Source organism: Sphingomonas sandaracina (assembly GCF_036663695.1).
In the GTDB taxonomy this organism is placed as follows: domain Bacteria; phylum Pseudomonadota; class Alphaproteobacteria; order Sphingomonadales; family Sphingomonadaceae; genus Sphingomonas.
Genome location: NZ_JAXOJK010000005.1, coordinates 166,119 through 186,646 on the forward strand (window position 1 = coordinate 166,119; position 20,528 = coordinate 186,646).

Below are 20,528 nucleotides of genomic sequence, written 5' to 3' on the forward strand. Positions count from 1 at the left end.
TCGGCCTTTCCAACTGGACTCCGGCCTTCGCCGGGGAGGGGCAATATATCGTGAGGACCGCTCGCCCAGCCGCGCGCATCCTGCTCGTCGACCGCCAAGACCGGGTGCTAATGTTCCGCTTCACCCCCACCGATCGGCCCCCGCTGTGGTGCACGCCCGGCGGCGCGGTCGATCCGGGCGAGAGCTATGCCGCCGCCGCCCGCCGCGAATTGTGGGAAGAGGTCGGCCTCGACATCGACTGCGGTCCGGAGGTTGCCCGCCGGGTGGTCGAATTCCTGACGTTCGAGGGCGTCGAGGTCACCGCCGACGAACGCTATTTCCGGATCGACGTCGACACCTGCGAGGTGAAGGCGGGAAATCTCACCGAACAGGAGAAGCAACTGCTCGTCGGTCACCGCTGGTTTTCCCGAAACGACATCGCGGGCTTCCACGAAACGCTCTATCCCGCAGACCTGGTCGAACTCCTCGACGCCACGGAACCTGCCAAGGGATAACGCCATGCTCGATGATTTCGTCCTTCAGACCATCCTGCCGTCGACGCACGATCTCGGCGGCTTCAAGGTCCATCGCACGTTGCCCAACAAGGAGCGGACGATGGTCGGCCCGTTCCTGTTCTTCGACCAGATGGGCCCGGCGCATCTCGAGGTCGGCCAAGGCATCGACGTGCGGCCGCATCCGCATATCAACCTGTCGACGGTGACATATCTGTTCGACGGCGCGATCGATCACCGCGATTCGCTCGGCACGCAGGCGCGGATAGAGCCCGGCGCGGTGAACCTGATGACCGCGGGCCACGGCATCGTTCATTCCGAACGCTCGCCCGGCGACGAGCGTGCCGAGGGGCCGAACCTGTCAGGCATCCAGACGTGGCTGGCGATGCCCGAGGCGGTCGAGGAGATCGACCCGGCGTTCGAGCACGTCACCAAGGCCGAACTCCCGACGATCGAGGCGCACGGCGCGCGATCGCGGATCATCATGGGCAGCCTGTGGGGCCAGACCGCGCCGACCACGACCTATTCGGGAACGATCTACGCCGATATCGCGCTCGATCCGGGCGCGAGCGTGCCGATAGATGCCGCGGCGGAGGAGCGCGCGATCTACCTCGCGATGGGCGAGGCGACGCTGGAAGGCGTGACGCTGGAGCCGCAGGTGCTGTACGTGCTGCGTCCAGGCATCTCGGCAACGCTACGGTCTGCTCATGGTGGCCGCGCGATGCTCTGCGGCGGCGATGCGTTCACGACGCCGCGCCACGTCTGGTGGAACTTCGTCAGCTCGAACCGCGATCGGATCGAGCAGGCGAAACGCGACTGGAACGCAGGCAATTTTCCGAAAGTACCCGGCGACGAAAAGGAATGGATCGAAATCCCCGCGATCCCGAAGACAGTCAGCTATCCGTGACTCCTCCCCTCCCGCATGCGGGAGGGGGTAGGGGGTGGGCACGCGCTATCGCAGCCCCCTTCGTGTGTAATTGGCGGCGAGCCCAGCCCCGACCCCTCCCGCATGCGGGAGGGGAGCAGGCGTATTCTCCCCTCCCGCTTGCGGGAGGGGTCGGGGGAGAGCATGATCCGGGGGCAGCGCGAACGGGTAGGCCCTCCCCTAACCCCTCGCGCAAGCGGGAGGGGAATAATGTCGGACCTGCAACGCATCGCGTTATCCACTGGCGTAACCCTGGACGTCGCGATCTCTGGAGACCCGGCGAACCCGCCCGTCATGCTACTCCACGGCTTCCCCGAATCGCACCGCACCTGGCGCGCCATCGCCCCCGACATCGCCCAAGATCACTATGTCGTCGCCCCCGATCAACGTGGATTCGCGCGATCGTCCAAGCCGGAGGGCGTCGACAGCTACACCCCCGACAAGATCGTCGCCGACCTGATCGCGCTCGCCGATCACCTGAATATCGACCGCTTCACGCTGGTCGGCCACGACTGGGGCGGCGCGGTCGCCTGGATGGCGGCGCTCCGCCACCCCGAGCGCATCGCGAAGCTCGTCATCATCAACGCCCCTCACCCGCTCGTCTTCCAGCGCACCATGTTCGACGATCTCGAACAGCGCGCCGCGAGCCAGTATATCCGCGCGTTCCGCAATCCCGATCTCGAAAAACATGTCGCGTCGATCGGGCTGGAAACGTTCTTCGACACGAGCTTCGCAAAGCATGCTGACCTTGCGAAGATGGCCGAGGACAAGGCCGCGTATCTCGACGAATGGTCGCAACCCGGCGCGATCACCGCGATGCTCAACTGGTACCGCGCCAGCGCGATCGTCGTCCCCGAGATGGACGAGACGCCCCCTCGCCCCGCCTTTCTCGACGCGCCGTTCCCGCCGACCGCCATGCCGGTGCTGGTGATCTGGGGCATGCAGGACAAGGCGTTGCTGCCGAGCCAGCTCGACCTCGCCGCCTATGTGCCCGACCTCACCATCGAGAAGGTCGATGCGGGCCATTTCGTGCCGTGGGAAAAGCCTGACGCCGTGATCGCCGCGATGCGCCGCTGGGGTGTCTGACCCGACGATAGGTCACCACCGATATCGCGACCTAGCACTTCGCCACCTGTCTGGATCCTGACGACCACATTCTGCGATCGTTCAGCGGGGTAGGAGCACAACGCTGGTCATGCCGTTGAGTCGGCGTCGTAAACAGGAGAGCAGTCATGCGTAAGTTGATCCTCGCGGCCGTTGCCGCCGCCACCCTCGTGCCCACCTTCGCCACCGCGCAGAGCTACGGCGAAGTCCGTCGTGACCAGCGCGAGATCCGCGAGAGCCAGCGCGACCTTCAGCGTGCGCGTCGCTATGGCGACCGCGGCGATGTCCGCGCAGCGCGTCAGGAACTGCGCGAGGACCGTCGTGAAGCGCGCCAGGATTGGCGCGACTATCGCCGCACCCACGGCAACGTCTATCGTCGCCCGGCCTATGCCGGCCCCCGCGGCTATCGCTATCGTCCGGTGACCGTCGGCTACCGGTTCGCGCCGGCCTATTATGGCCGCAACTACTGGATCAACGACTATCAGACCTACCGCCTGCCCCGTCCGGGTTACGGATATCAGCGCTGGGTCCGCTACGGCCGCGACGTCGTGCTGGTCGACACGCGCAACGGCCGGGTCGCGCAGGTCAACAACGGCTTCTTCTACTAAGACCGGATACCGGCCGGGAGCGATCCCGGCCGGTTCAGTCCTGCTCGTACGCCCCGCGCCGCATGACATAGTCGCGCGTCTCGTATGGAGCGTCGAGGCCCTCGACCCACGCGCCATGCGCGTGCGTCAGCGCCACCAGTTCCATGGCCCGATCGGCCGGCCAGCCGCGTACGCGAACCTCGTGCCGATGGAGATCACGGTTCGGCTCCATCATCACCCAGCCGAGCGGCCGCTCCGCCGTCGCGCGCGATCCCGCCGCATCCATCGCGAGGCGAATCCGCTCGCGCGATACCGGCGGCAGATATTGCCACACCACCGAATGCATCAGGACGCGCGTGACGCCTTCGGATTGCGGCTTCGCCAGCTGCGCCTCGACCCAGTCCGCCGCATCGCCTTCGACCAAGTTGACGCCGCCGTCGCGCACCATGCCGATCGCCGTCGCAAGCCGCGCCTGCCGCTCGACCGCATCGACCCAGACATACGCCTCAAGCCGCGTTCCTGCCGCCGGGTCTGACAGGTCGAGCGGCTGGATGTCGACGCCGTACGCCGATCCGATCGTGACCGGTACGTCTGGCGGTACCGCGCCGCGCCATTCGGGGCGAATCGTCAGCGGCGAATCACTCGGCCCGACCATCACGCCGCCAAGATCAAAGCGATAGCGGTCGATCAGCAGGTTCAGCCCCGCGCTCGATCCGATCTCCAGCACCTCGAACCGCGGTCCGTACCGCGCCGCCAGATGAAGTATCCCGGTCATCATCCCCGCGGACCGCGCCGCCTCGTTGGTCTGCGGCGGCCCATCGAGCCACGGCAGCAACGCTGCATCATGCACGACGAGCGTAGTTTTCAGCGTCGCGGACACGCGCGACGGGTCAGTTTCCGCGGCCGAGAATACCGCGGAGAGCGCCGGATCGATGCCCGCCCGGTGCAGCGCATGCAACCCGCCGACGAGCCGCAACGCCAGTGCATCCGCGACAGGCTCGCCCGGCCAGTCGAGCACCCGCCGCCCGGTTTTGCTCGCGCGATCGATGGCGGTTCCCAGCGCAGCGCATACCCGCGCCGTGATCGGTGCGTCCATCGCGGCGCAATAGCCCGCTTGTATGTCGAAGCACGCGCGGTTCGATATTTCGTCGGCCATGCGCAGGTTGTTGCACCCGTCCAGCCCCCCCCGTAAAGCCCGGCGCGTGCCCGACTCCCAGATCATCCCCCAAATCATCATCGCCGTCCCCAAGGGGCGCATCCTCGCCGAGGCCTTGCCGTTGCTCGCGCGCGCCGGGGTGCACCCCGAAGCGTCGTTCTCCGACGAGAACAGCCGCGCGTTGCGGTTCGCGACCAACGATCCGGCGATATCGCTGATCCGCGTGCGCGCGTTCGACGTCGCCACCTTCGTTGCACACGGTGCGGCGCAGCTCGGCATCGTCGGGTCCGACGTGATCGCCGAGTTCGGCTATTCGGAACTGTATGCGCCGGTCGATCTGGGCATCGGTCATTGCCGCCTGTCGGTCGCCGAACCCGCCGAGATGGCGGCGCAGGACGATCCGCGCGGCTGGAGCCACGTCCGCGTCGCGACCAAATATCCTCACGTCACCGCGGCGCATTTCGCCGCCCGCGGCGTGCAGGCGGAGTGCGTGAAGCTCAACGGCGCGATGGAACTCGCACCGACGCTGGGTCTCGCTCCGCGGATCGTCGACCTCGTATCGTCGGGCCGTACGCTGCTCGAAAACGGCTTGGTAGAGGTCGAGACGATCATGGAAGTCACCAGCCGCTTGGTCGTCAACCGCGCCGCGATGAAGACCCGCAGCCGGGTGGTCCCACTGGTCGAGGCATTCCGGCGCGCTGTCGAAGCGCAGGAGATCGCAGCATGAGCGCCCTCTGCTGCCCCCCTTCCCGCATGCGGGAAGGGGTCGGGGGTTGGGCTCGCGCTCACCTCGATCGTAACGCCGGAGGTGAGCGCGTGCCCACCCCCAGCCCCTCCCGCATACGGGAGGGGGGCAAGTGATCCGCCTTTCCACTTCCGATGCGGACTTCGCGACCCGCTTCACCGCGCTGGTCGAAGACCGTCGCGAATCCGACGCAGGCGTGACACAGGACGTCGCCACGATCATCGCGTCCGTCCGTCGCGACGGCGAAACGGCCCTCCGCGATCTTACGCAGAAGCACGACCGCCACGACCTCGACACCACCGGCTGGCAGATTGATGCCGCCGATTGCAAGGCCGCGTTCGACGCACTCGATCCCGACCTCCGCACCGCGCTCGAACTCGCCGCGACGCGTATCCGCGCCTATCATGAGAAACAGCGCCCGCTCGACAGCGACTCGGTCGACTCCGCGGGCGTCAGGCTCGGCGCGCGCTGGTTGCCAGTTGATGCCGCCGGGATCTACGTCCCCGGTGGCCGTGCGGCTTACCCATCGTCGCTGCTTATGAACGCGATCCCCGCCAAGGTCGCGGGCGTCGGCCGCCTCGCGATGGTGACGCCGACCCCGGACGGCCAGATCAACCCTCTCGTCCTAGCCGCCGCGCACCTCGCCGGGGTCGACGAAGTCTGGCGCGTCGGCGGCGCGCAGGCGGTCGCGGCGCTCGCATACGGTGGCGGCCGGATCGAACCCGTCGACGTGATCACCGGCCCGGGCAACGCCTGGGTCGCCGAGGCCAAGCGCCAGGTCTACGGCGTCGTCGGCATCGACATGGTCGCGGGTCCCTCCGAAATCGTCGTCGTCGCGGACGCGCTCAACGACCCCGAATGGACCGCCGCCGACCTGCTCAGCCAGGCCGAGCACGACACGACGACGCAGTCGATCCTGTTCACCGATGAAGCAGAATTTGCCGACAAGGTGGCCGACGCGGTCGACCGCCAGTTGCGCGACCTCGCCACCGAAGCCGTCGCGCGCGTCGCGTGGGACACCAACGGCGCGATAGTCGTGGTCGATACGCTGGAGAACGCGATCCCCCTGGTCGACCGCCTCGCTGCCGAGCATCTCCAGCTGGCGATCCCCGACCCGCAGGCGTTCTTCGACCGCGTCCGCCATGCCGGTTCGGTCTTCCTCGGGCGGTACACGCCGGAAGCGATCGGCGATTACGTCGCTGGCCCGAACCACGTCCTGCCGACCGGCCGCCGTGCGCGGTTTGCGTCCGGGCTGTCGGTGCTCGACTTCATGAAACGCACCAGCTTTCTGGCGTTGGACGAAGCCGCCCTGCGCGAACTCGGGCCTGCGACAGTCGCTTTGGCCAATGCAGAGGGACTGCCAGCTCACGCAAAATCGGTGGCTTTGCGGTTGCGGCTCAACAGTTAGATTTGTTCACGCGGAGGCGCGGAGACGCGGAGGTGTCGACCTTGCCGCGTAGCGGCCCTTCAATTATCGGCGGAGATCGAAGCGGCTGCGCCGCGCCTCCGCGCCTCCGCGTGAACCAACCTTCTTCTTGCTCCGCCAGGAACGCAAAGGGCTGACACACACGCCCCCCGCGCCTACAGGCAACCGCTTATGACTCGAACCGCCCCCCGCACCAAGGCGCGTGCCGCCGCTCGCCTCGCCGCCGTTCAGGCGACCTACCAGCACGAGATGGAGGGCACCGCGATGCCCGTCCTGCTCAACGAATTCCACCAGCACCGGCTCGGCGCGACGATCGAGGACGTCGAATATGCCGAGGCCGACGTCGACTTCTTCGACGACCTCGTGACCGGCGCGAACGCCCGCGCGGGCGAGATCGACGTGCTGATCGAGGGCAAGCTGGCCAAGGGCTGGACGCTCGCCCGTCTCGACAAGCCGATGAAGGCGATCATCCGCGTCGGCACATATGAGTTGCTGGCGCGCAAGGACGTGCCGATCGCCGCCGTCATCAGCGAATATGTCGATGTCGCGCATGCGTTCTACGACAAGCGCGAGTCCGGGTTCGTGAACGGGTTGCTCGACGGGATTGCGAAAGAGGTGCGGGCCTGAATTATCGTCATCCTGGGCTCGACCCAGGATCCAGAGTAATGGCGCGTAACGGTCCTAGCCCTGGATCCTGACTTTCGTCAGGATGACGGTCTTGTAGCGTAAAGGTCGTGGGATCGGATGCAATGACCGAAGCCGAGTTCATTGCCGCACTCCGCCGCCTCCCGCTGCATCCGGCCGCGCGTGGCCTAAACGACGACACGGCGCTGCTCGACGCAGGCCCGCTCGTCGTCACCACTGACACGCTGGTCGAAGGCGTGCACTTCCTCCCGACCGACCCCGCGCAGGACGTCGCGTGGAAGCTGGTCGCTACCAACCTCTCCGACCTCGCTGCCAAGGGCGCGAAACCCGAGGGCATCCTCCTCAACTACCCGCTCGGCGACGACGCATGGGACCGCGCGTTTCTCGAAGGGTTCGCGGAAGTCCTGACGACGTTCGACACCAGCATCATCGGCGGCGACACCGTGACGCTCCCCCAGAACGCCCCCCGCGTCCTTACCGTCACCGCGTTCGGCAGCGACGCCGCCGCCCCTGCCCGCAACGGAGCGAAGTCCGGCGACGCGCTCTACGTCACGGGAACGATCGGCGACGCGGGCGCAGGTCTTGCGATCGCACTCGGCGCGGATGGCTCAGCCGAACTGCTCGCCGCGTATCGGCGCCCGCAGCCACGGCTCGCAGACGGCCGCGTCCTCGCCCCCCACGTCCATGCGATGATGGACGTCTCCGATGGCTTGCTCATCGACGCGTCCCGCATGGCGCTAGCCAGCAGGCTCGCGCTCAGCATCGACCTCGCCCGCGTCCCCTTGTCCGACGCCTACCGCGCCTTTTCGGGCGACCGCCTTGCCGCGGCGACGGCGGGCGACGACTACCAGCTTCTCTTCGCCGCACCGCAAGATTTCGTGAGCGATGCCACGCGCATCGGCACGTTCTCGACCGGTTCCGGGCTTACCCTTCACGACTCGGGCACGCCTATCCCGCTCCCGCCAAGTCTAGGATACGAGCACCAACCTCTCGGATAACTTGCGCAATGCCCCTGCACTGATAGGTTCCCCTCATCGGGACTCGGCAAAGTCGGGACCGGAGAGGACCTGAAAATAGGGATAGCGCCGTATGACGACCGTCTATTTGGCCATGATCTGCGGCGTGATTGCCGTCCTGTACGGCTTCGTCACCAGTCGACAGGTGCTCGCCGCGTCCCCCGGCAACGACAAGATGCAGGACATCGCCGCCGCCATCCAGGAGGGCGCGAAGGCCTATCTCGGACGGCAATACACCACGATCGCGATCGTCGGCGTCATCGTCGCGGCGATCCTGCTGTTCACTCTTGGTATGACCTCGACGATCGGCTTCGTCATCGGCGCGGTGCTGTCGGGCGTCGCGGGCTATGTCGGCATGAACATCTCGGTCCGCGCCAACGTCCGCACCGCCGAGGCCGCGCGGACATCGCTACAGGCCGGGCTGACGATGGCGTTCCGCTCCGGCGCGGTCACCGGCATGCTCGTGGCGGGCCTCGGCCTGCTCTCGATCAGCGCGTTCTTCTGGTACCTCACCGGCCCCGCAGGCCATGCGCCCAACGACCGGATCATCGTCGAGGCGCTCACCGCGCTCGCGTTCGGCGCCTCGCTGATCTCGATCTTCGCGCGGCTCGGCGGTGGTATCTTCACCAAGGCGGCGGATGTCGGCGCGGATCTGGTCGGCAAGGTCGAGGCCGGCATTCCCGAGGACGATCCCCGCAACCCCGCCGTGATCGCGGACAATGTCGGCGACAATGTTGGCGATTGCGCGGGCATGGCCGCCGATCTGTTCGAAACCTACGTCGTCACGCTCGGCGTCACGATGATCTCGATCGCACTACTGATCCAGGCGAGCGGCGCCGAACTGATGCGGCTGATGACTCTCCCGCTGCTCGTCGGCGGGGTGTGCATCGTCACCTCGATCATCGGCACATACATGGTGCGGCTCGGCGGCGGCAGCATCATGGGGGCGCTCTACAAGGGGTTCTTCACCTCGACGATCCTGTCGATCCCGGCGATCTATCTCGCGACGCAATATGTACTCGGCGATCTCCACCGCGTGATCGGCGGCGCCGGTTTTCTCGATCCCGCCACCGACGACCTGACCACGCAGGCGGCGCCGTCGCTGACGCAGAGCTTCACCGGGATGGACCTGTTCTGGTCAATGATGATCGGGCTGGTCGTCACCGGGCTGATCGTGTGGATCACCGAATATTACACCGGTACCAACCACCGCCCGGTGAAGTCGATCGCCAAGGCGTCCGAGACCGGCCACGGCACCAACGTCATCCAGGGGCTCGCGATCAGCCTCGAATCGACCGCGCTGCCGACGCTGGTCATCGTCGTCGCGGTGATTGTCGCGTACCAGCTGGCCGGGATCATCGGCATTGCGTTTGCGGCCACCGCGATGCTCGCACAGGCCGGCATGGTGGTTGCGCTCGACGCCTATGGCCCTGTCACCGACAACGCCGGCGGGATCGCCGAGATGGCCGGGCTGCCCGACGACGTCCGGCAAAGGACCGATGCGCTCGACGCGGTCGGTAACACTACCAAGGCGGTCACAAAGGGATACGCGATCGGCTCGGCCGGGCTCGCCGCGCTAGTGCTGTTCGGCGCCTACACTACCGATCTTGCTACGTACTTCCCCGACGTCACGGTCGATTTCAGCCTCAGCAACCCGTACGTCATCGTCGGTCTGCTGCTCGGCGCGCTGCTTCCGTATCTGTTCGGCGCGTTCGGGATGACCGCCGTCGGTCGCGCAGCCGGCGCGGTCGTCGAGGAGGTCCGCGAGCAGTTTCGCAACAACCCCGGAATCATGCTCGGCACCAGCCGCCCCGATTACGCGCGCACCGTCGACCTCGTCACCAAGGCGGCGATCCGCGAGATGATCGTCCCTTCGCTGCTGCCTGTCCTCTCGCCGCTTGCCGTGTATTTCATCATCACCACGGTCGCGGGCCAGGCCGCCGGCTTCGCCTCGCTCGGCGCGATGCTGCTGGGCGTGATCGTCTCCGGGCTGTTCGTCGCGATCTCCATGACGAGCGGCGGCGGCGCATGGGACAACGCAAAGAAATACATCGAGGACGGCCACCACGGCGGGAAGGGCAGCGAGGCGCACAAGGCCGCGATCACCGGCGACACCGTGGGCGATCCGTACAAGGACACGGCGGGTCCCGCAGTGAACCCGATGATCAAGATCACCAACATCGTCGCCCTGCTGTTGCTCGCGGCGCTGGCGGGCGGCGGCGTGGGGTGAAGGACGGACAGGCGCGCGACGGTGCAGGAAAACCTCCGAAACGGAGCCATTCCCGCGCCGTTGGATGCGTCTCGCTTGGACGAGCGCAGCCTCGCACGCGCATCCTCGGCCGATGCGAAACCGGCCCGAAAACCACCTGTTCTACGGCGACAACCTCGCCGTCCTCCGCAAGGAGCTCGCCGACGAGAGCGTCGACCTGATCTATCTCGACCCGCCGTTCAATTCGAACGCGAATTACGGCATCCTGTTCAAGGAGCCCGACGGCAAGTCTTCCAACGCACAGATCGAGGCGTTCGAGGACACCTGGCACTGGAACGACTCTGCCGAGGAGGCCTTTGATCAGGTCGCGCGCAGCGGCAATACCAAGGCGTTCGACCTGCTCAACGCGATGCGCGGGTTTCTCGGCGACAACGACATGATGGCGTATCTGGCGATGATGGCGGTCCGCCTGCTGGAACTGCACCGCGTGCTGAAACCGACCGGCAGCCTGTATCTCCACTGCGATCCGACCGCGAGCCATTATCTCAAGCTGCTGCTCGATGCGATCTTCGGGAAACGGCATTTCCAGAACGAGATCATCTGGAGCTATCGCCGCTGGCCGACGGTATCGCATCGGTTCCAGCGGATGCACGATGTCCTGCTATTCTACACGAAGCGGGAAACCGGCAATTTGTTCAATACGCTTACCGTGCCGCCTTCGCCGAGTTCGCTCAAGCGCTGGAAGGGCGCGATGCAGAAGGTGACATTCACTGCGGAGGGCGCACGCAATCCGACGCAGGAATCGGGGCTCTCTCTGGGCGTCGCGATGAACGACGTCTGGGAAATCCCGATCATCGCACCGGTCTCGAAGGAGCGGCTCGGCTATCCCACGCAAAAGCCGGTGGCCCTGCTCGAACGGATCATCGCCGCGTCGTCGAACGAGGGCGACGTCGTGCTCGACCCGTTCTGCGGGTGTGGCACCGCGGTGCACGCCGCGGAAAAGCTCAAGCGGCAATGGATCGGGATCGACGTCACGCACCTCGCCATCTCGCTGATCGAAAAGCGCATGAGGGACGCGTTTCCCGCCGTCACCTTCACCGTCGAGGGCACGCCGAAGGATCTCGCATCGGCGCGCGACCTGGCGTTGCGCGACAAATACCAGTTCCAGTGGTGGGCGGTCTCGATGGTCGACGCATTGCCGTTCGGCGGCAAGAAGAAGGGCGCGGACGGCGGCATCGACGGGCTGATCTACTTCAACGATCATGACCCGGCGTCGGGCAAGATGGTTACGCACCGTGCGATCGTGTCGGTGAAGGGCGGGCTCAATCCCGACACGGCGATGGTCGAGACGCTCGCCGCCACGATGGCGCGCGAGAAGGCGCCGATCGGCATCCTGATAATGAACGCCGAGCCGACGCGCGAGATGGAGCGCCGCGCCGCCGCGGTCGGTATCTACCGGGCGGGCGTGGACGAGACGTTCCCGAAGCTCCAGATCCTGACGCTCGCCGACCTGTTCCAGGACAAGCGGCCGCGCATCCCCAACATCGACCGCGCCGCGTTTCGGCGTGCGGCGCGCGAGGCGACCGTGCATCAGCCAAATTTGCTGTGACGACACCACCCCGTCGCCCTCTACCGACGCCCTTGCCCATTGCGCCCCGACCGCCGATATAGGGTTTAGCAAGCGGGTTCGGACCTTACGTCCGTATCCGCCGTCGGCCGTGCTTTCCTTTTTCGCGAACCTGCGGTAAGGGCGCTCGTCCCGAAATTCCCCCAATTCAGAGATTATATTTGGCCAAGGAAGAACTGCTCGAGATGCGCGGCCGCGTGGTGGAACTGCTCCCCAACGCGATGTTCCGGGTTCAGCTCGAAAACGACCACGAGATTCTCGGTCACACCGCCGGCAAGATGCGCAAGAACCGCATCCGCGTGCTGGTCGGCGATGAGGTGCTGTGCGAACTCACGCCTTACGACCTGACCAAGGGTCGCATCACCTACCGCTTCAAATAAGCCCGTGGGCGCCTCGGCGCCCGCCGCTTGCTGTTACGAGGCACCAATGGTGGTCCCAGCACTGGTCTTAGCCTCTTCCTCGCCCCGCCGCCGCGACCTGCTCGCGCGGCTCGGCGTCGTGCCGTCGCGCGTGAAATCCCCCGACATCGACGAGAGCCCGCGCAAGGCCGAGCCGCCCCGCGCCTATGCGCTGCGCCTCGCGGTGGAGAAGGCCAGCGCCATTGCGCGGGCCGAGGGCGAGATCGTGCTCGCGGGCGACACCACGATCGCGCTCGGCAGCCGCATCCTGCCGCCCGCCGACACTTTGGAAATCCAGCGCGACCTGCTCGGCAAGCTGTCAGGCCGGCGCCATCACTGCCTGTCCGCGGTCTGCGTGATCGATGCGACCGGCAAGGTGCGCACGCGGATCGCCGACACGATCGTCGCGTTCAAGCCACTCTCCCTCGCAGAGATTGAAGACTATCTCGCGTGCGGCGAAGGGCTCGGCAAGGCCGGCGGCTATGCAATTCAAGGGCGCGCGGAGGCCTTCGTCCGCTTCCTGTCGGGCAGTCATTCGGGTGTCGTCGGCCTGCCGCTGTTCGAAACGCGCGCGCTGTTGAAGACCGCCGGCGTCGCGCTTGCCTGACGCGGGCCCAGCGTGGCTATACGAAGCCGGCATCGGCGAAGCGCGGGCCGCACTCGTGGACGACGACCATATCATCGAGGCCGTGATCGAGCTTGAAACCGACGCATTGAAGGTAGGCCTCGTCGCCCGCGCGCGGCTCGTCGAACTGCTGCCCGGTCGTCGGGGGCGCGTGACGCTCGACGGCGGCGAGGCGTTGATCAACCACCTTCCCCCCGGCATCGCGCAAGGCGCCAGCCTCACCGTCGAGATCGTCCGCGAAGCGCTACCCGAAGCGGGCCGTGCGAAGCTCGCCAAAGCCGTTCCCAGCGATCTGCCGCCCCGCCCCGCCCCCACGCTGTACGAACGCCTCGCAGCGACCGGCCTGCCCGTCCGCAGCCCACGCGCGCACGAACCCGACGCGCTGGAGGCGGCGGGCTGGTCCGAACTGCTCGACGAAGCGACGAGCGGCGAGATCGTGTTTCCGCTCGGCGCGCTGCGTCTTTCGCCGACGCCGGCGATGACGTTGTTCGACGTCGACGGCGCGCCACCGCTCGACGCCCTTGCGATCGCCGCCGCACACGCGGTGGGACGGGCGATTCGCCGACACGGCATCGGTGGCTCGATCGGCATCGATTTCCCCACCATTGCCGGCAAGGCGCAGCGCAACGCTGTCGCCTCGGCCATCGACGAGTCACTCCCGCCACCCTTCGAGCGCACCGCTGTGAACGGCTTCGGCTTCCTCCAGATCGTCCGCCCCCGCCCCCGCGCGTCGATCCCCGAAATTCTCGGCGCCGATCCCGTCGGTGCGGCCACCCGCGCGATGCTGCGCACGCTGGAACGCACGCCGCCGATCGCGTCGCGCCGCCATACCTTGCCCTCTGCCGTCCACGCACGCCTCATGGCGCGCCCGGCGTGGCTGGCGGAACTCGCCCGCCGCACGGGCGTCGTCCACGAACTGGAGAGTAGCTGATGACCGCCGCCACATCCCCCGCCCCGACTACCGTCAAATGCCCGATCTGCGACCAGCCTGCGGTCGCCGACTACAAGCCGTTCTGCTCGAGCCGCCACCGCGACCGCGACCTGTTGCAGTGGCTCGGCGAAGGGTATCGCATTCCCGGCCGATCAATTGCGCAAACGGGGCTGGACAGCGCCGAAGACCCCGACTAAACGCGCCCTTCCGATCGCAAGGTCGGACGCCTCCCCGGTCCCAGACCGGGTGTTGCCCGGATAGCTCAGTTGGTAGAGCATGCGACTGAAAATCGCAGTGTCGGCGGTTCGACCCCGTCTCCGGGCACCATTTTCTCACCTCGTGATTTAAGCTGACGGTTCACTCGCAGAGCCACTAGCTTGGGCCCCAATTCCGTTCGTGCTGAGCGAAGTCGAAGCACCTGCGCTTGGGGCACACCCTTCGACTTCGCTCAGGGCGAACGGAAAGAGGGGCAGGCGGAATTGGGGGGTATTCCTGATGGGGACCTTTAGCGAACGATCCGCGTGACATGGCCCATCTTACGCCCAGGCCTTGCGGTGCCTTTGCCGTAGAGGTGCAGGTGCGCACCGGGTTCGCCCAGGAACGCCGCCCAACGATCCGCGTCGTCGCCGATCAGGTTTTCCATCGACGCTTCCCGCCCGGTCAGCGTCGTCGCGCCCAGCGGCAGGCCGCAGATGGCGCGGATGTGGTTCTCGAATTGCGAGCACTCCGCCCCTTCGATCGTCCAATGGCCGGAATTGTGCACGCGCGGCGCCATCTCGTTGAAGACCGGGCCGTCCGCGCCGACGAAGAACTCGCAGGCCAGCACGCCGACATAGTCGAGTTCGGCGGCGATACGCTGCGCCAGTGCCGCGGCCTCCTCGGCCTGCGCCAGGACCGCGGCGGGGGCGGGCACGGTCGAGTGGCGGAGGATCGCGTCGCGGTGGAGGTTCAGTGGCGGATCGTAGCGCGCGATGCTGCCGTCATGGCCGCGTGCGATCAGGATCGAGAATTCATGCTCGAACGGCACGAATGCTTCGAGCACTGCGGGGCCGCCGATCGTGTCCCACGCGGCCTGTGCGCCATCGAGACCGTCGATCTTGACCTGCCCCTTGCCGTCATAGCCGAACCGTGCGGTCTTGAGCACGGCGGGGGTGCCGACCGTCTCCAGGCCCGCCTGCAGGCTTTCGAGGCTGTGGACGGGTGCCCATGGTGCCGGACGGCCGCCGACGCCCTCTACGAACCGTTTTTCGCCGATCCGCTCCTGCGCCACGCGCAGCGCACGCGGGCTTGGATGGACGGGCACGCGTTCGGCGAGCCATTCGACGGGTTCGACGGCGATATTCTCAAATTCATAGGTCACGACGTCGCAGGCATCGGCGAAGTCGGCCAGCACGATGCGGTTGTGATAATCGGCGCGCGTCATGGTCGAGGCGGACTGCGCGGCGACGCTTTCCTGGCCGGGTGCGAGGATATGCGTGTGGTAGCCGAGCTGAGCCGCAGCAGTGGCGAGCATGCGGCCGAGCTGGCCTCCACCGAGGATGCCGATGGTCGATCCAGGGGGAAGCGGCGTCATGTCAGCGTCTTTCAGGCTATCGTCTTCAGGCGGGGTCGGTGGCAACGGCGTCGGTCTGTGCGCCACGCCACGCCTTCAGGCGTTCGGCCAGCGCATTGTCGGACGTCGCGAGGATCGCGGCGGCGAGCAGCCCCGCATTGATCGCACCGGGCTTGCCGATCGCGAGCGTGCCGACCGGGATGCCGCCGGGCATCTGGACGATCGAGAGCAGGCTATCCATGCCCTTCAACGCCTTCGATTCGACGGGTACGCCGAGCACCGGGAGGTGCGTCATCGAGGCGGCCATGCCGGGGAGGTGCGCTGCGCCGCCTGCGCCTGCGATCACGACTTTCAGGCCGCGATCGGCGGCTGTGGTCGCATAGTCGTAGAGGCGTTGGGGAGTGCGGTGGGCGGAGACGACCTTGGTCTCGTACGCGACGTCGAGCGCGTCGAGCGTCTCGGCGGCGTGGCGCATCGTCTCCCAATCGGAGGTGCTGCCCATGATGATGCCGACTAGAGCCATTTCCGTCCCCGGATCAAAGGAGCGCCGTGCCTAGCGATGGGCGGGGGTTTGGGCAACCGTCGCCCGACTTCGGCCCCTACTCCGTCATCCTGGGCTCGACCCAGCATCCAGAGCCACGAACGCCGCCGCCCTTGGCTCTGGATCCTGACTTCGTCAGGATGACTGGGAGGCTTAGCGTTCGCTTAGATAGTAGCGGTCCGTCGCATTCAGGTTCGCATCGAGTTCGTAGACGATGGGCTGGCCGGTCGGGATTTCGAGGCTGGTGATCTCGTCGTCGGGGATGTTGGAGAGGTGCTTGACCAGCGCGCGGAGCGAGTTGCCGTGGGCGGAGATCAGGATGCGCTGGCCGTCCTTCAGCGCCGGGGCGATCCGCGCGTCCCAATAGGGAAGCACGCGGGCGATGGTGTCCTTGAGGCTCTCGGTCTTGGGGATCGCGATGCCGTCGTAACGGCGATCCTTCGACAGGTCGAACTCGCTGCCATCGTCGAGCACGGGCGGCGGGATGTCGAAGCTGCGGCGCCAGGTGTGGACCTGCGCATCGCCGTGCTTGGCCGCGGTCTCGGCCTTGTCGAGGCCGGTGAGGCCACCGTAGTGGCGCTCGTTCAGACGCCAGTCCTTCTCGACCGGGAGCCAGAGCCGGCCCATCGCCTCCAGCGCGATGTTGAGGGTCTTGATCGCCCGCGTTTGGAGGCTGACGAAGGTCTGGTCGAAGTCGAGGCCCTTGGCGGCCATCAGCTCGCCCGCGGCCTTGGCCTCAGCCTCGCCCTTGGCGGTCATGTCGACGTCCCACCAGCCGGTGAAGCGGTTCTCGAGGTTCCAGGTGGACTGGCCGTGGCGGATCAGGACTAGGGTCGGCATCGGGGCTCCTGGAATGGTGGGACTGAACAGGGAGTTCAAAGGTTATGATAAGGTTAGGCCTACGCACGATCCACGACGCTTGAACTCACGCTCTTAGATCATGCCAAACCTCTGTAATCAGGCTATATTTCTTCGATCATGCCGGCGAGCGTCTCTAGCATCGCATGCGCGAGCCGTTTCGAGCGCTCGGGCGACCAGCCGAACTCGGGATCGGCGTTGGCGTCGTGATCCTTGAAGGGCATCTCCAGCGTCATCGACACCGCGCCGAAGCGCTCGGCGACCTGATTGGTCGACATCGACAGGTTCGCCGAGCCCGATGCGGACTTGGGATACCCCTTCTCGGTCTGGAAATCGGGCGTGTGCGCCGCGAGGCGCCGGCCATAGTCGTAGAATTTCTCGCCATGCGCGTCGGTCCAGGACGGGATGCCTTCGAAGCCGGCGATGAAGTTCGCGGGAATCGCCTCGTCGCCGTGGATGTCCATCGCGACATCGACGCCGGTCAGGTCCATCGCGTTGCGCACGCACAGGACCTCAGGGCTCTTTTCGAGGCTGGGCGTATGCCATTCGCGGTTGAGATTCGCGCCGACCGCGTTCGTCCGCAGATGACCGCGCCGCGTCCCGTCCGGGTTCATGTTGGGAACGACGTTGAAAGTCGCCTTAGAAACCAGCGCGGCGGTGATCGGATCGGCCGGATCGGTCAGCCGCTCCAGCGCGCCTTCCATCCACCATTCGGTCATCGATTCGCCGGGATGCTGGCGGCCATAGATCCAGACCTGCTTCGGACCCGACCCGATCGTGAAGCAATCGATCGCCTGCCCTTCGATCGATTGGCCGAGTTCGCGGTGCATGACCCCCGGCAGCAACGCGGTGCGCGCCACCAAAGCCTCGTGCATCTCCATCGTGTACGGCGCGAAATACGCGAACCAGGCAAGATCGGTATCGGCAGCGAAATCGAACTCGAGCACACCACCCTCGTACCGCGTCTCGATCATCCGCCACGCCTGGCGATCGGTGCTGGCCCGCGTCTTGTAGCCCGGCCAGCCGAACGGGTAAGCCGACTTGCCCGCGTTGAGGATGCGGTAGGTCAGCGTCCGTCCGGCCGCGCCCGCCACCCGGAAATAGAACCACTGGAAAAAGTCGGACTGGTGATCGGTGACGATCTCCAGGTCGATTCGATCTCCGTCGATGGCAACAACGTGAATGTTACCCCCGTCGAACGCGGCGTTCACGGTGACGGGAGTAGCGGCAGGGCTCATGGTCTGTGCGTTCATTTCACCTGAATAGTGCGCCCGGACTCGCCGGGGAACCCCATGAACAGCGCCCGCGCGAGCTTCCCGGCCTGGATATCGGTCGTCGCATCGGCCTTGCGCGCGTCGACGAACGACTGCGCGCGGCCCTCCCATACCGGCGACTGGTCGGCGCTGCGCTTGATCGTCACCGATAGCTCGGAGACGAGGATCGCGGTGCTACCACCGCCACCGATCGGGAAGCCGACACCGCCGCCAAGGCCGACGCCACCGCCGCCGCCACGACGACCGCCTCCTCCGCTGAAGCCACCGCCACCGATGCCGATGCTGATCGGCGAGCGCTTGGGCGGCCCGGCCTGCGTGGTGCGGGCGAAGCCGACGGTCGCGACGAGCATCGGCTTCGCGCCTGGTGCCGGCACGCTATAGCCAGCCTGGAGCAACTGACCCTGCACGGCCGCCGCATAGGTCTTGAACTCGATGCTGGCCGGGCCGCCACCGGTCAACGGCTGGACCGCGATCGTGCCGCGGTCGATCGGCTCGCCCAGATGATAGCGCAGCACCTCGGTCGGCGGCAGCGACGGGCCGGTTGCGCACGCGGTGAGGGATGCGCTTGCCAGCGCCAGGACCAGGATCGAACGTACCGCCATCGGGACTTCCTTAGAATGTTGCGCTATAGTAACGCTTCGACCAGCCGAGTGGGTTCCCGGATGGTAGGAGCTTGTCCGTTGCTTGACTTGGACACCCCCCGCCATTAGGCGATCCCGTCTTTCCGCACACCTAGATTTGAAAAGAAGCGAATCGATCATGAAGATCCGCAATTCCCTGAAGTCGCTCAAGGATCGTCACCGCGATAACCGCGTGATCCGTCGTCGTGGCCGTACCTACGTCATCAACAAGACCAACCGTCGCTTCAAGGCACGCCAGGGTTAATTCCTCGCGTGCGTGAAGCTGGGCCGACCGCCGTCATTTTCGACGTCGGCCGTGTCCTGTACGACTGGGATCCTCGAATCCTGTACGAGCGCCTGATCGACGACGATCGGGCGCTCGACGCGTTCCTGCGCGACGTCGTGACGATCGACTGGCACTTCCAGCACGATGCTGGCCGCGACTTCGCCGACACCTCGGCGGAGCTTGCCGGGCTGTATCCGCAGCATGCCGAGCTGATCGCCGCCTGGGGGCCGCGTTTCAACGAAAGCATCGGTGCGGGCATCGCCGGCATGCGCGAGATCGTCGAGGAGCTCGACGCGGCCGGCGTACCGCTGTTCGCGATCACGAACTTCAGCCACGAGTTCTGGCCACCCTTCCGCGCGCGCGAAGCCCATCTGTTCGACCGGTTCCGCGACGTGGTCGTGTCGGGCGACGAGAAGATGGTAAAGCCCGATGCGGCGATCTATCGGCTGGCGCTGGAGCGATTCGGGTTGGCAGCGGCGGATGCGGTGTTCGTCGACGACAATGTGGCGAACGTGGCGGGCGCGCAGGCGTTGGGGATCGAATCGGTGCTGTTTACGAACGCTGCAGATTTCCGTGCGCGGTTGGTCGAGCTTGGGCTCCCGATCGCACGGCACCCGTCATCCTGACGAAAGTCAGGATCCAGAGCCACTAGCGCCGGGGTCCGTTACTCTGGATCCTGACTTTCGTCAGGATGACGGGGTGGGGTCGCTCACTGCTCCAGCGACACCGACTGGCGCAGGTTTGCGACCGCCGTCTCCTGATCCGCGACCGGCGCTTCCGGCATGACCCCGCCTTCGAAATCGTCCGTTACCGTCACGCTGGTCCCCAGCGTCGTCACCCCGAACAGCTGCTTTGCAAAGCCGAGCGGCACGCGGATGCAGCCGTGCGATGCGGGGAAGCCTGGGTTCCGCCCCGCGTGGATCGCGATGCCGTCCCAGGTCAGCCGTTGCATGAACGGCATCGACGCGTCGTCGTACAGGCTCGATTTGTGGACCGCGTTCTTCTGCAGGATCGGATAGGTCCCGAGCGGGGTATCTTTGCCGTCCTTCCCGCTGGAAATCGTCGTGGCGGCGATCATGGTCGAGCCGCGATAGACGAATGCGCGCTGCTCCAGCAGGCTGATGACGATGCTGACCGGCTCGCTCGAGCCATTGTCCTTCCAGACGAACTGGTTCGCCGAAAGCTCGGTCGCGGCCTGCTCGATCGGCATTGCCGCCAGAGTCGCGGTCGACGCCGCGAACGCCGGGCTTGCGCTTGCCAACAGCGCGAAGGCCAGTCCCATTGTCGCAACCGACCGTGCCATCGTCTTCATCGTCCCGCCCGTCCTCGAATCCCGGTAATTGCGCCCAACGCGCGATTCTCTAAAACGTGCCGTCGCATGGATGAGTCGACGAACCGACCCCAAGCCGGGGTGGTTCGAAGGAACAGACCCACAACCGGTGGAAATGCTTGCAGAATATTCACCAAAAATCAGGTATAGGATCTCTCAAGAAACGGGGCAATTTCGGGAAA

23 protein-coding genes and 1 tRNA gene are annotated in these 20,528 nt (G+C 66.2%); 17 read left to right on the forward strand and 7 right to left on the reverse strand.

The genetic code is table 11. The annotated features are described in order from the left end of the window. Nucleotides 1–47 precede the first annotated feature (47 nt). The 4 genes from U1707_RS15545 to U1707_RS15560 all read left to right on the forward strand — a co-directional run bounded on the left by U1707_RS15545 (nucleotide 48) and on the right by U1707_RS15560 (nucleotide 3,128). Nucleotides 48–494 carry an NUDIX hydrolase gene (locus tag U1707_RS15545; RefSeq protein ID WP_332801043.1) on the forward strand — a complete coding sequence of 149 codons (447 nt, stop codon included), beginning with the start codon at nucleotides 48–50 and terminating at the stop codon, nucleotides 492–494. Between the two features lie 4 nt (nucleotides 495–498). Then, complete coding sequence (locus U1707_RS15550) at nucleotides 499–1,398, forward strand: pirin family protein (RefSeq protein WP_332800977.1); 900 nt, start codon at nucleotides 499–501, stop codon at nucleotides 1,396–1,398. 228 nt (nucleotides 1,399–1,626) lie between these two features. Next, nucleotides 1,627–2,502 (forward strand): alpha/beta fold hydrolase, encoded by an 876-nt coding sequence (locus U1707_RS15555; RefSeq protein ID WP_332800978.1) that lies wholly within the window; start codon nucleotides 1,627–1,629, stop codon nucleotides 2,500–2,502. Between the two features lie 146 nt (nucleotides 2,503–2,648). Next, nucleotides 2,649–3,128, forward strand: coding sequence for an RcnB family protein (locus U1707_RS15560; RefSeq protein WP_332800979.1), 480 nt, complete (start codon nucleotides 2,649–2,651; stop codon nucleotides 3,126–3,128). 34 nt (nucleotides 3,129–3,162) lie between these two features. Here the strand turns inward: U1707_RS15560 and U1707_RS15565 are convergent, their stop codons facing one another. Beyond that, nucleotides 3,163–4,263 (reverse strand): DUF2332 domain-containing protein, encoded by a 1,101-nt coding sequence (locus tag U1707_RS15565; RefSeq protein WP_332800980.1) that lies wholly within the window; start codon nucleotides 4,261–4,263, stop codon nucleotides 3,163–3,165. Nucleotides 4,264–4,324: 61 nt separating this feature from the next. On the opposite strand from U1707_RS15565, the gene hisG reads away from it, so the two are divergent. The 11 genes from hisG (at nucleotide 4,325) to U1707_RS15620 (ending at nucleotide 14,212) form a co-directional block, all read left to right on the forward strand. Next, nucleotides 4,325–4,990: an ATP phosphoribosyltransferase gene (hisG, locus tag U1707_RS15570; protein ID WP_332801044.1), complete on the forward strand. Its 666-nt coding sequence runs from the start codon at nucleotides 4,325–4,327 to the stop codon at nucleotides 4,988–4,990. Between the two features lie 130 nt (nucleotides 4,991–5,120). Continuing rightward, on the forward strand, nucleotides 5,121–6,416 hold the full coding sequence (hisD, locus tag U1707_RS15575; protein WP_332800981.1) for a histidinol dehydrogenase: 1,296 nt from the start codon (nucleotides 5,121–5,123) through the stop codon (nucleotides 6,414–6,416). 189 nt (nucleotides 6,417–6,605) lie between these two features. Continuing rightward, nucleotides 6,606–7,061: a transcription antitermination factor NusB gene (gene nusB, locus U1707_RS15580; protein WP_332800982.1), complete on the forward strand. Its 456-nt coding sequence runs from the start codon at nucleotides 6,606–6,608 to the stop codon at nucleotides 7,059–7,061. A gap of 122 nt (nucleotides 7,062–7,183) precedes the next feature. Continuing rightward, nucleotides 7,184–8,077 (forward strand): thiamine-phosphate kinase, encoded by an 894-nt coding sequence (thiL, locus tag U1707_RS15585; RefSeq protein ID WP_332800983.1) that lies wholly within the window; start codon nucleotides 7,184–7,186, stop codon nucleotides 8,075–8,077. A gap of 91 nt (nucleotides 8,078–8,168) precedes the next feature. Further along, complete coding sequence (locus U1707_RS15590) at nucleotides 8,169–10,325, forward strand: sodium-translocating pyrophosphatase (RefSeq protein ID WP_332800984.1); 2,157 nt, start codon at nucleotides 8,169–8,171, stop codon at nucleotides 10,323–10,325. A gap of 112 nt (nucleotides 10,326–10,437) precedes the next feature. Beyond that, nucleotides 10,438–11,913: a DNA-methyltransferase gene (locus tag U1707_RS15595; RefSeq protein WP_332800985.1), complete on the forward strand. Its 1,476-nt coding sequence runs from the start codon at nucleotides 10,438–10,440 to the stop codon at nucleotides 11,911–11,913. 179 nt (nucleotides 11,914–12,092) lie between these two features. Further along, a complete protein-coding gene (gene infA / locus U1707_RS15600) occupies nucleotides 12,093–12,311 on the forward strand; it encodes a translation initiation factor IF-1 (RefSeq protein WP_031441079.1) in 219 nt (72 codons plus the stop codon). Between the two features lie 46 nt (nucleotides 12,312–12,357). Next, entirely contained in the window at nucleotides 12,358–12,936 is a 579-nt protein-coding gene (locus tag U1707_RS15605) for a Maf family protein (RefSeq protein ID WP_332800986.1), read from the forward strand. Then, nucleotides 12,929–13,885, forward strand: a complete 957-nt coding sequence (locus U1707_RS15610; RefSeq protein ID WP_332800987.1) for an Rne/Rng family ribonuclease — start codon at nucleotides 12,929–12,931, stop codon at nucleotides 13,883–13,885. The genes U1707_RS15605 and U1707_RS15610 overlap by 8 nt, the downstream gene beginning before the upstream one ends. Further along, nucleotides 13,885–14,082: a DNA gyrase inhibitor YacG gene (locus tag U1707_RS15615; RefSeq protein ID WP_332800988.1), complete on the forward strand. Its 198-nt coding sequence runs from the start codon at nucleotides 13,885–13,887 to the stop codon at nucleotides 14,080–14,082. The genes U1707_RS15610 and U1707_RS15615 overlap by 1 nt, the downstream gene beginning before the upstream one ends. A 54-nt stretch (nucleotides 14,083–14,136) precedes the next feature. Then, nucleotides 14,137–14,212: transfer RNA gene (locus tag U1707_RS15620), tRNA-Phe, on the forward strand. A 178-nt stretch (nucleotides 14,213–14,390) separates the two neighbouring features. On the opposite strand, the gene U1707_RS15625 is transcribed toward U1707_RS15620, so the two are convergent. The 5 genes from U1707_RS15625 to U1707_RS15645 all read right to left on the reverse strand — a co-directional run bounded on the left by U1707_RS15625 (nucleotide 14,391) and on the right by U1707_RS15645 (nucleotide 18,712). Beyond that, the gene (locus U1707_RS15625; RefSeq protein WP_332800989.1) at nucleotides 14,391–15,458 is read right to left on the reverse strand and encodes a 5-(carboxyamino)imidazole ribonucleotide synthase; all 1,068 of its coding nucleotides are present in this window, start codon (nucleotides 15,456–15,458) and stop codon (nucleotides 14,391–14,393) included. 25 nt (nucleotides 15,459–15,483) lie between these two features. Next, complete coding sequence (gene purE / locus U1707_RS15630) at nucleotides 15,484–15,960, reverse strand: 5-(carboxyamino)imidazole ribonucleotide mutase (RefSeq protein WP_332800990.1); 477 nt, start codon at nucleotides 15,958–15,960, stop codon at nucleotides 15,484–15,486. A gap of 171 nt (nucleotides 15,961–16,131) precedes the next feature. Continuing rightward, nucleotides 16,132–16,818 carry a 2,3-diphosphoglycerate-dependent phosphoglycerate mutase gene (gpmA, locus tag U1707_RS15635; RefSeq protein ID WP_332800991.1) on the reverse strand — a complete coding sequence of 229 codons (687 nt, stop codon included), beginning with the start codon at nucleotides 16,816–16,818 and terminating at the stop codon, nucleotides 16,132–16,134. Nucleotides 16,819–16,940: 122 nt separating this feature from the next. Beyond that, nucleotides 16,941–18,074 carry a M14 family metallopeptidase gene (locus U1707_RS15640; RefSeq protein WP_332800992.1) on the reverse strand — a complete coding sequence of 378 codons (1,134 nt, stop codon included), beginning with the start codon at nucleotides 18,072–18,074 and terminating at the stop codon, nucleotides 16,941–16,943. A gap of 11 nt (nucleotides 18,075–18,085) precedes the next feature. Beyond that, on the reverse strand, nucleotides 18,086–18,712 hold the full coding sequence (locus tag U1707_RS15645; RefSeq protein WP_332800993.1) for a DUF4136 domain-containing protein: 627 nt from the start codon (nucleotides 18,710–18,712) through the stop codon (nucleotides 18,086–18,088). 157 nt (nucleotides 18,713–18,869) lie between these two features. Between U1707_RS15645 and ykgO the strand changes: the two genes are divergently transcribed. Both ykgO and U1707_RS15655 read left to right on the forward strand, forming a co-directional pair. Continuing rightward, a complete protein-coding gene (gene ykgO, locus U1707_RS15650; RefSeq protein WP_003046794.1) occupies nucleotides 18,870–18,995 on the forward strand; it encodes a type B 50S ribosomal protein L36 in 126 nt (41 codons plus the stop codon). An 8-nt stretch (nucleotides 18,996–19,003) separates the two neighbouring features. Then, the gene (locus U1707_RS15655; protein WP_332800994.1) at nucleotides 19,004–19,642 is read left to right on the forward strand and encodes an HAD family hydrolase; all 639 of its coding nucleotides are present in this window, start codon (nucleotides 19,004–19,006) and stop codon (nucleotides 19,640–19,642) included. 83 nt (nucleotides 19,643–19,725) lie between these two features. Here U1707_RS15655 and U1707_RS15660 read toward each other — a convergent pair whose 3' ends face one another. After that, the gene (locus U1707_RS15660) at nucleotides 19,726–20,328 is read right to left on the reverse strand and encodes a L,D-transpeptidase family protein (RefSeq protein ID WP_332800995.1); all 603 of its coding nucleotides are present in this window, start codon (nucleotides 20,326–20,328) and stop codon (nucleotides 19,726–19,728) included. Nucleotides 20,329–20,528: the final 200 nt, after the last annotated feature.

Bases quoted from the DNA above. Each gene is read 5' to 3' on its own strand.
- U1707_RS15550 (WP_332800977.1), top strand. From the start codon at position 499: ATGCTCGATGATTTCGTCCTTCAGACCATCCTGCCGTCGACGCACGAT.
- U1707_RS15555 (WP_332800978.1), top strand. From the start codon at position 1,627: ATGTCGGACCTGCAACGCATCGCGTTATCCACTGGCGTAACCCTGGAC.
- U1707_RS15560 (WP_332800979.1), top strand. From the start codon at position 2,649: ATGCGTAAGTTGATCCTCGCGGCCGTTGCCGCCGCCACCCTCGTGCCC.
- U1707_RS15565 (WP_332800980.1), bottom strand. From the start codon at position 4,263: ATGGCCGACGAAATATCGAACCGCGCGTGCTTCGACATACAAGCGGGC.
- nusB (WP_332800982.1), top strand. From the start codon at position 6,606: ATGACTCGAACCGCCCCCCGCACCAAGGCGCGTGCCGCCGCTCGCCTC.
- thiL (WP_332800983.1), top strand. From the start codon at position 7,184: ATGACCGAAGCCGAGTTCATTGCCGCACTCCGCCGCCTCCCGCTGCAT.
- U1707_RS15590 (WP_332800984.1), top strand. From the start codon at position 8,169: ATGACGACCGTCTATTTGGCCATGATCTGCGGCGTGATTGCCGTCCTG.
- U1707_RS15595 (WP_332800985.1), top strand. From the start codon at position 10,438: ATGCGAAACCGGCCCGAAAACCACCTGTTCTACGGCGACAACCTCGCC.
- U1707_RS15605 (WP_332800986.1), top strand. From the start codon at position 12,358: ATGGTGGTCCCAGCACTGGTCTTAGCCTCTTCCTCGCCCCGCCGCCGC.
- U1707_RS15615 (WP_332800988.1), top strand. From the start codon at position 13,885: ATGACCGCCGCCACATCCCCCGCCCCGACTACCGTCAAATGCCCGATC.
- U1707_RS15625 (WP_332800989.1), bottom strand. From the start codon at position 15,458: ATGACGCCGCTTCCCCCTGGATCGACCATCGGCATCCTCGGTGGAGGC.
- purE (WP_332800990.1), bottom strand. From the start codon at position 15,960: ATGGCTCTAGTCGGCATCATCATGGGCAGCACCTCCGATTGGGAGACG.
- gpmA (WP_332800991.1), bottom strand. From the start codon at position 16,818: ATGCCGACCCTAGTCCTGATCCGCCACGGCCAGTCCACCTGGAACCTC.
- U1707_RS15640 (WP_332800992.1), bottom strand. From the start codon at position 18,074: ATGAGCCCTGCCGCTACTCCCGTCACCGTGAACGCCGCGTTCGACGGG.
- U1707_RS15645 (WP_332800993.1), bottom strand. From the start codon at position 18,712: ATGGCGGTACGTTCGATCCTGGTCCTGGCGCTGGCAAGCGCATCCCTC.
- ykgO (WP_003046794.1), top strand. From the start codon at position 18,870: ATGAAGATCCGCAATTCCCTGAAGTCGCTCAAGGATCGTCACCGCGAT.
- U1707_RS15660 (WP_332800995.1), bottom strand. From the start codon at position 20,328: ATGAAGACGATGGCACGGTCGGTTGCGACAATGGGACTGGCCTTCGCG.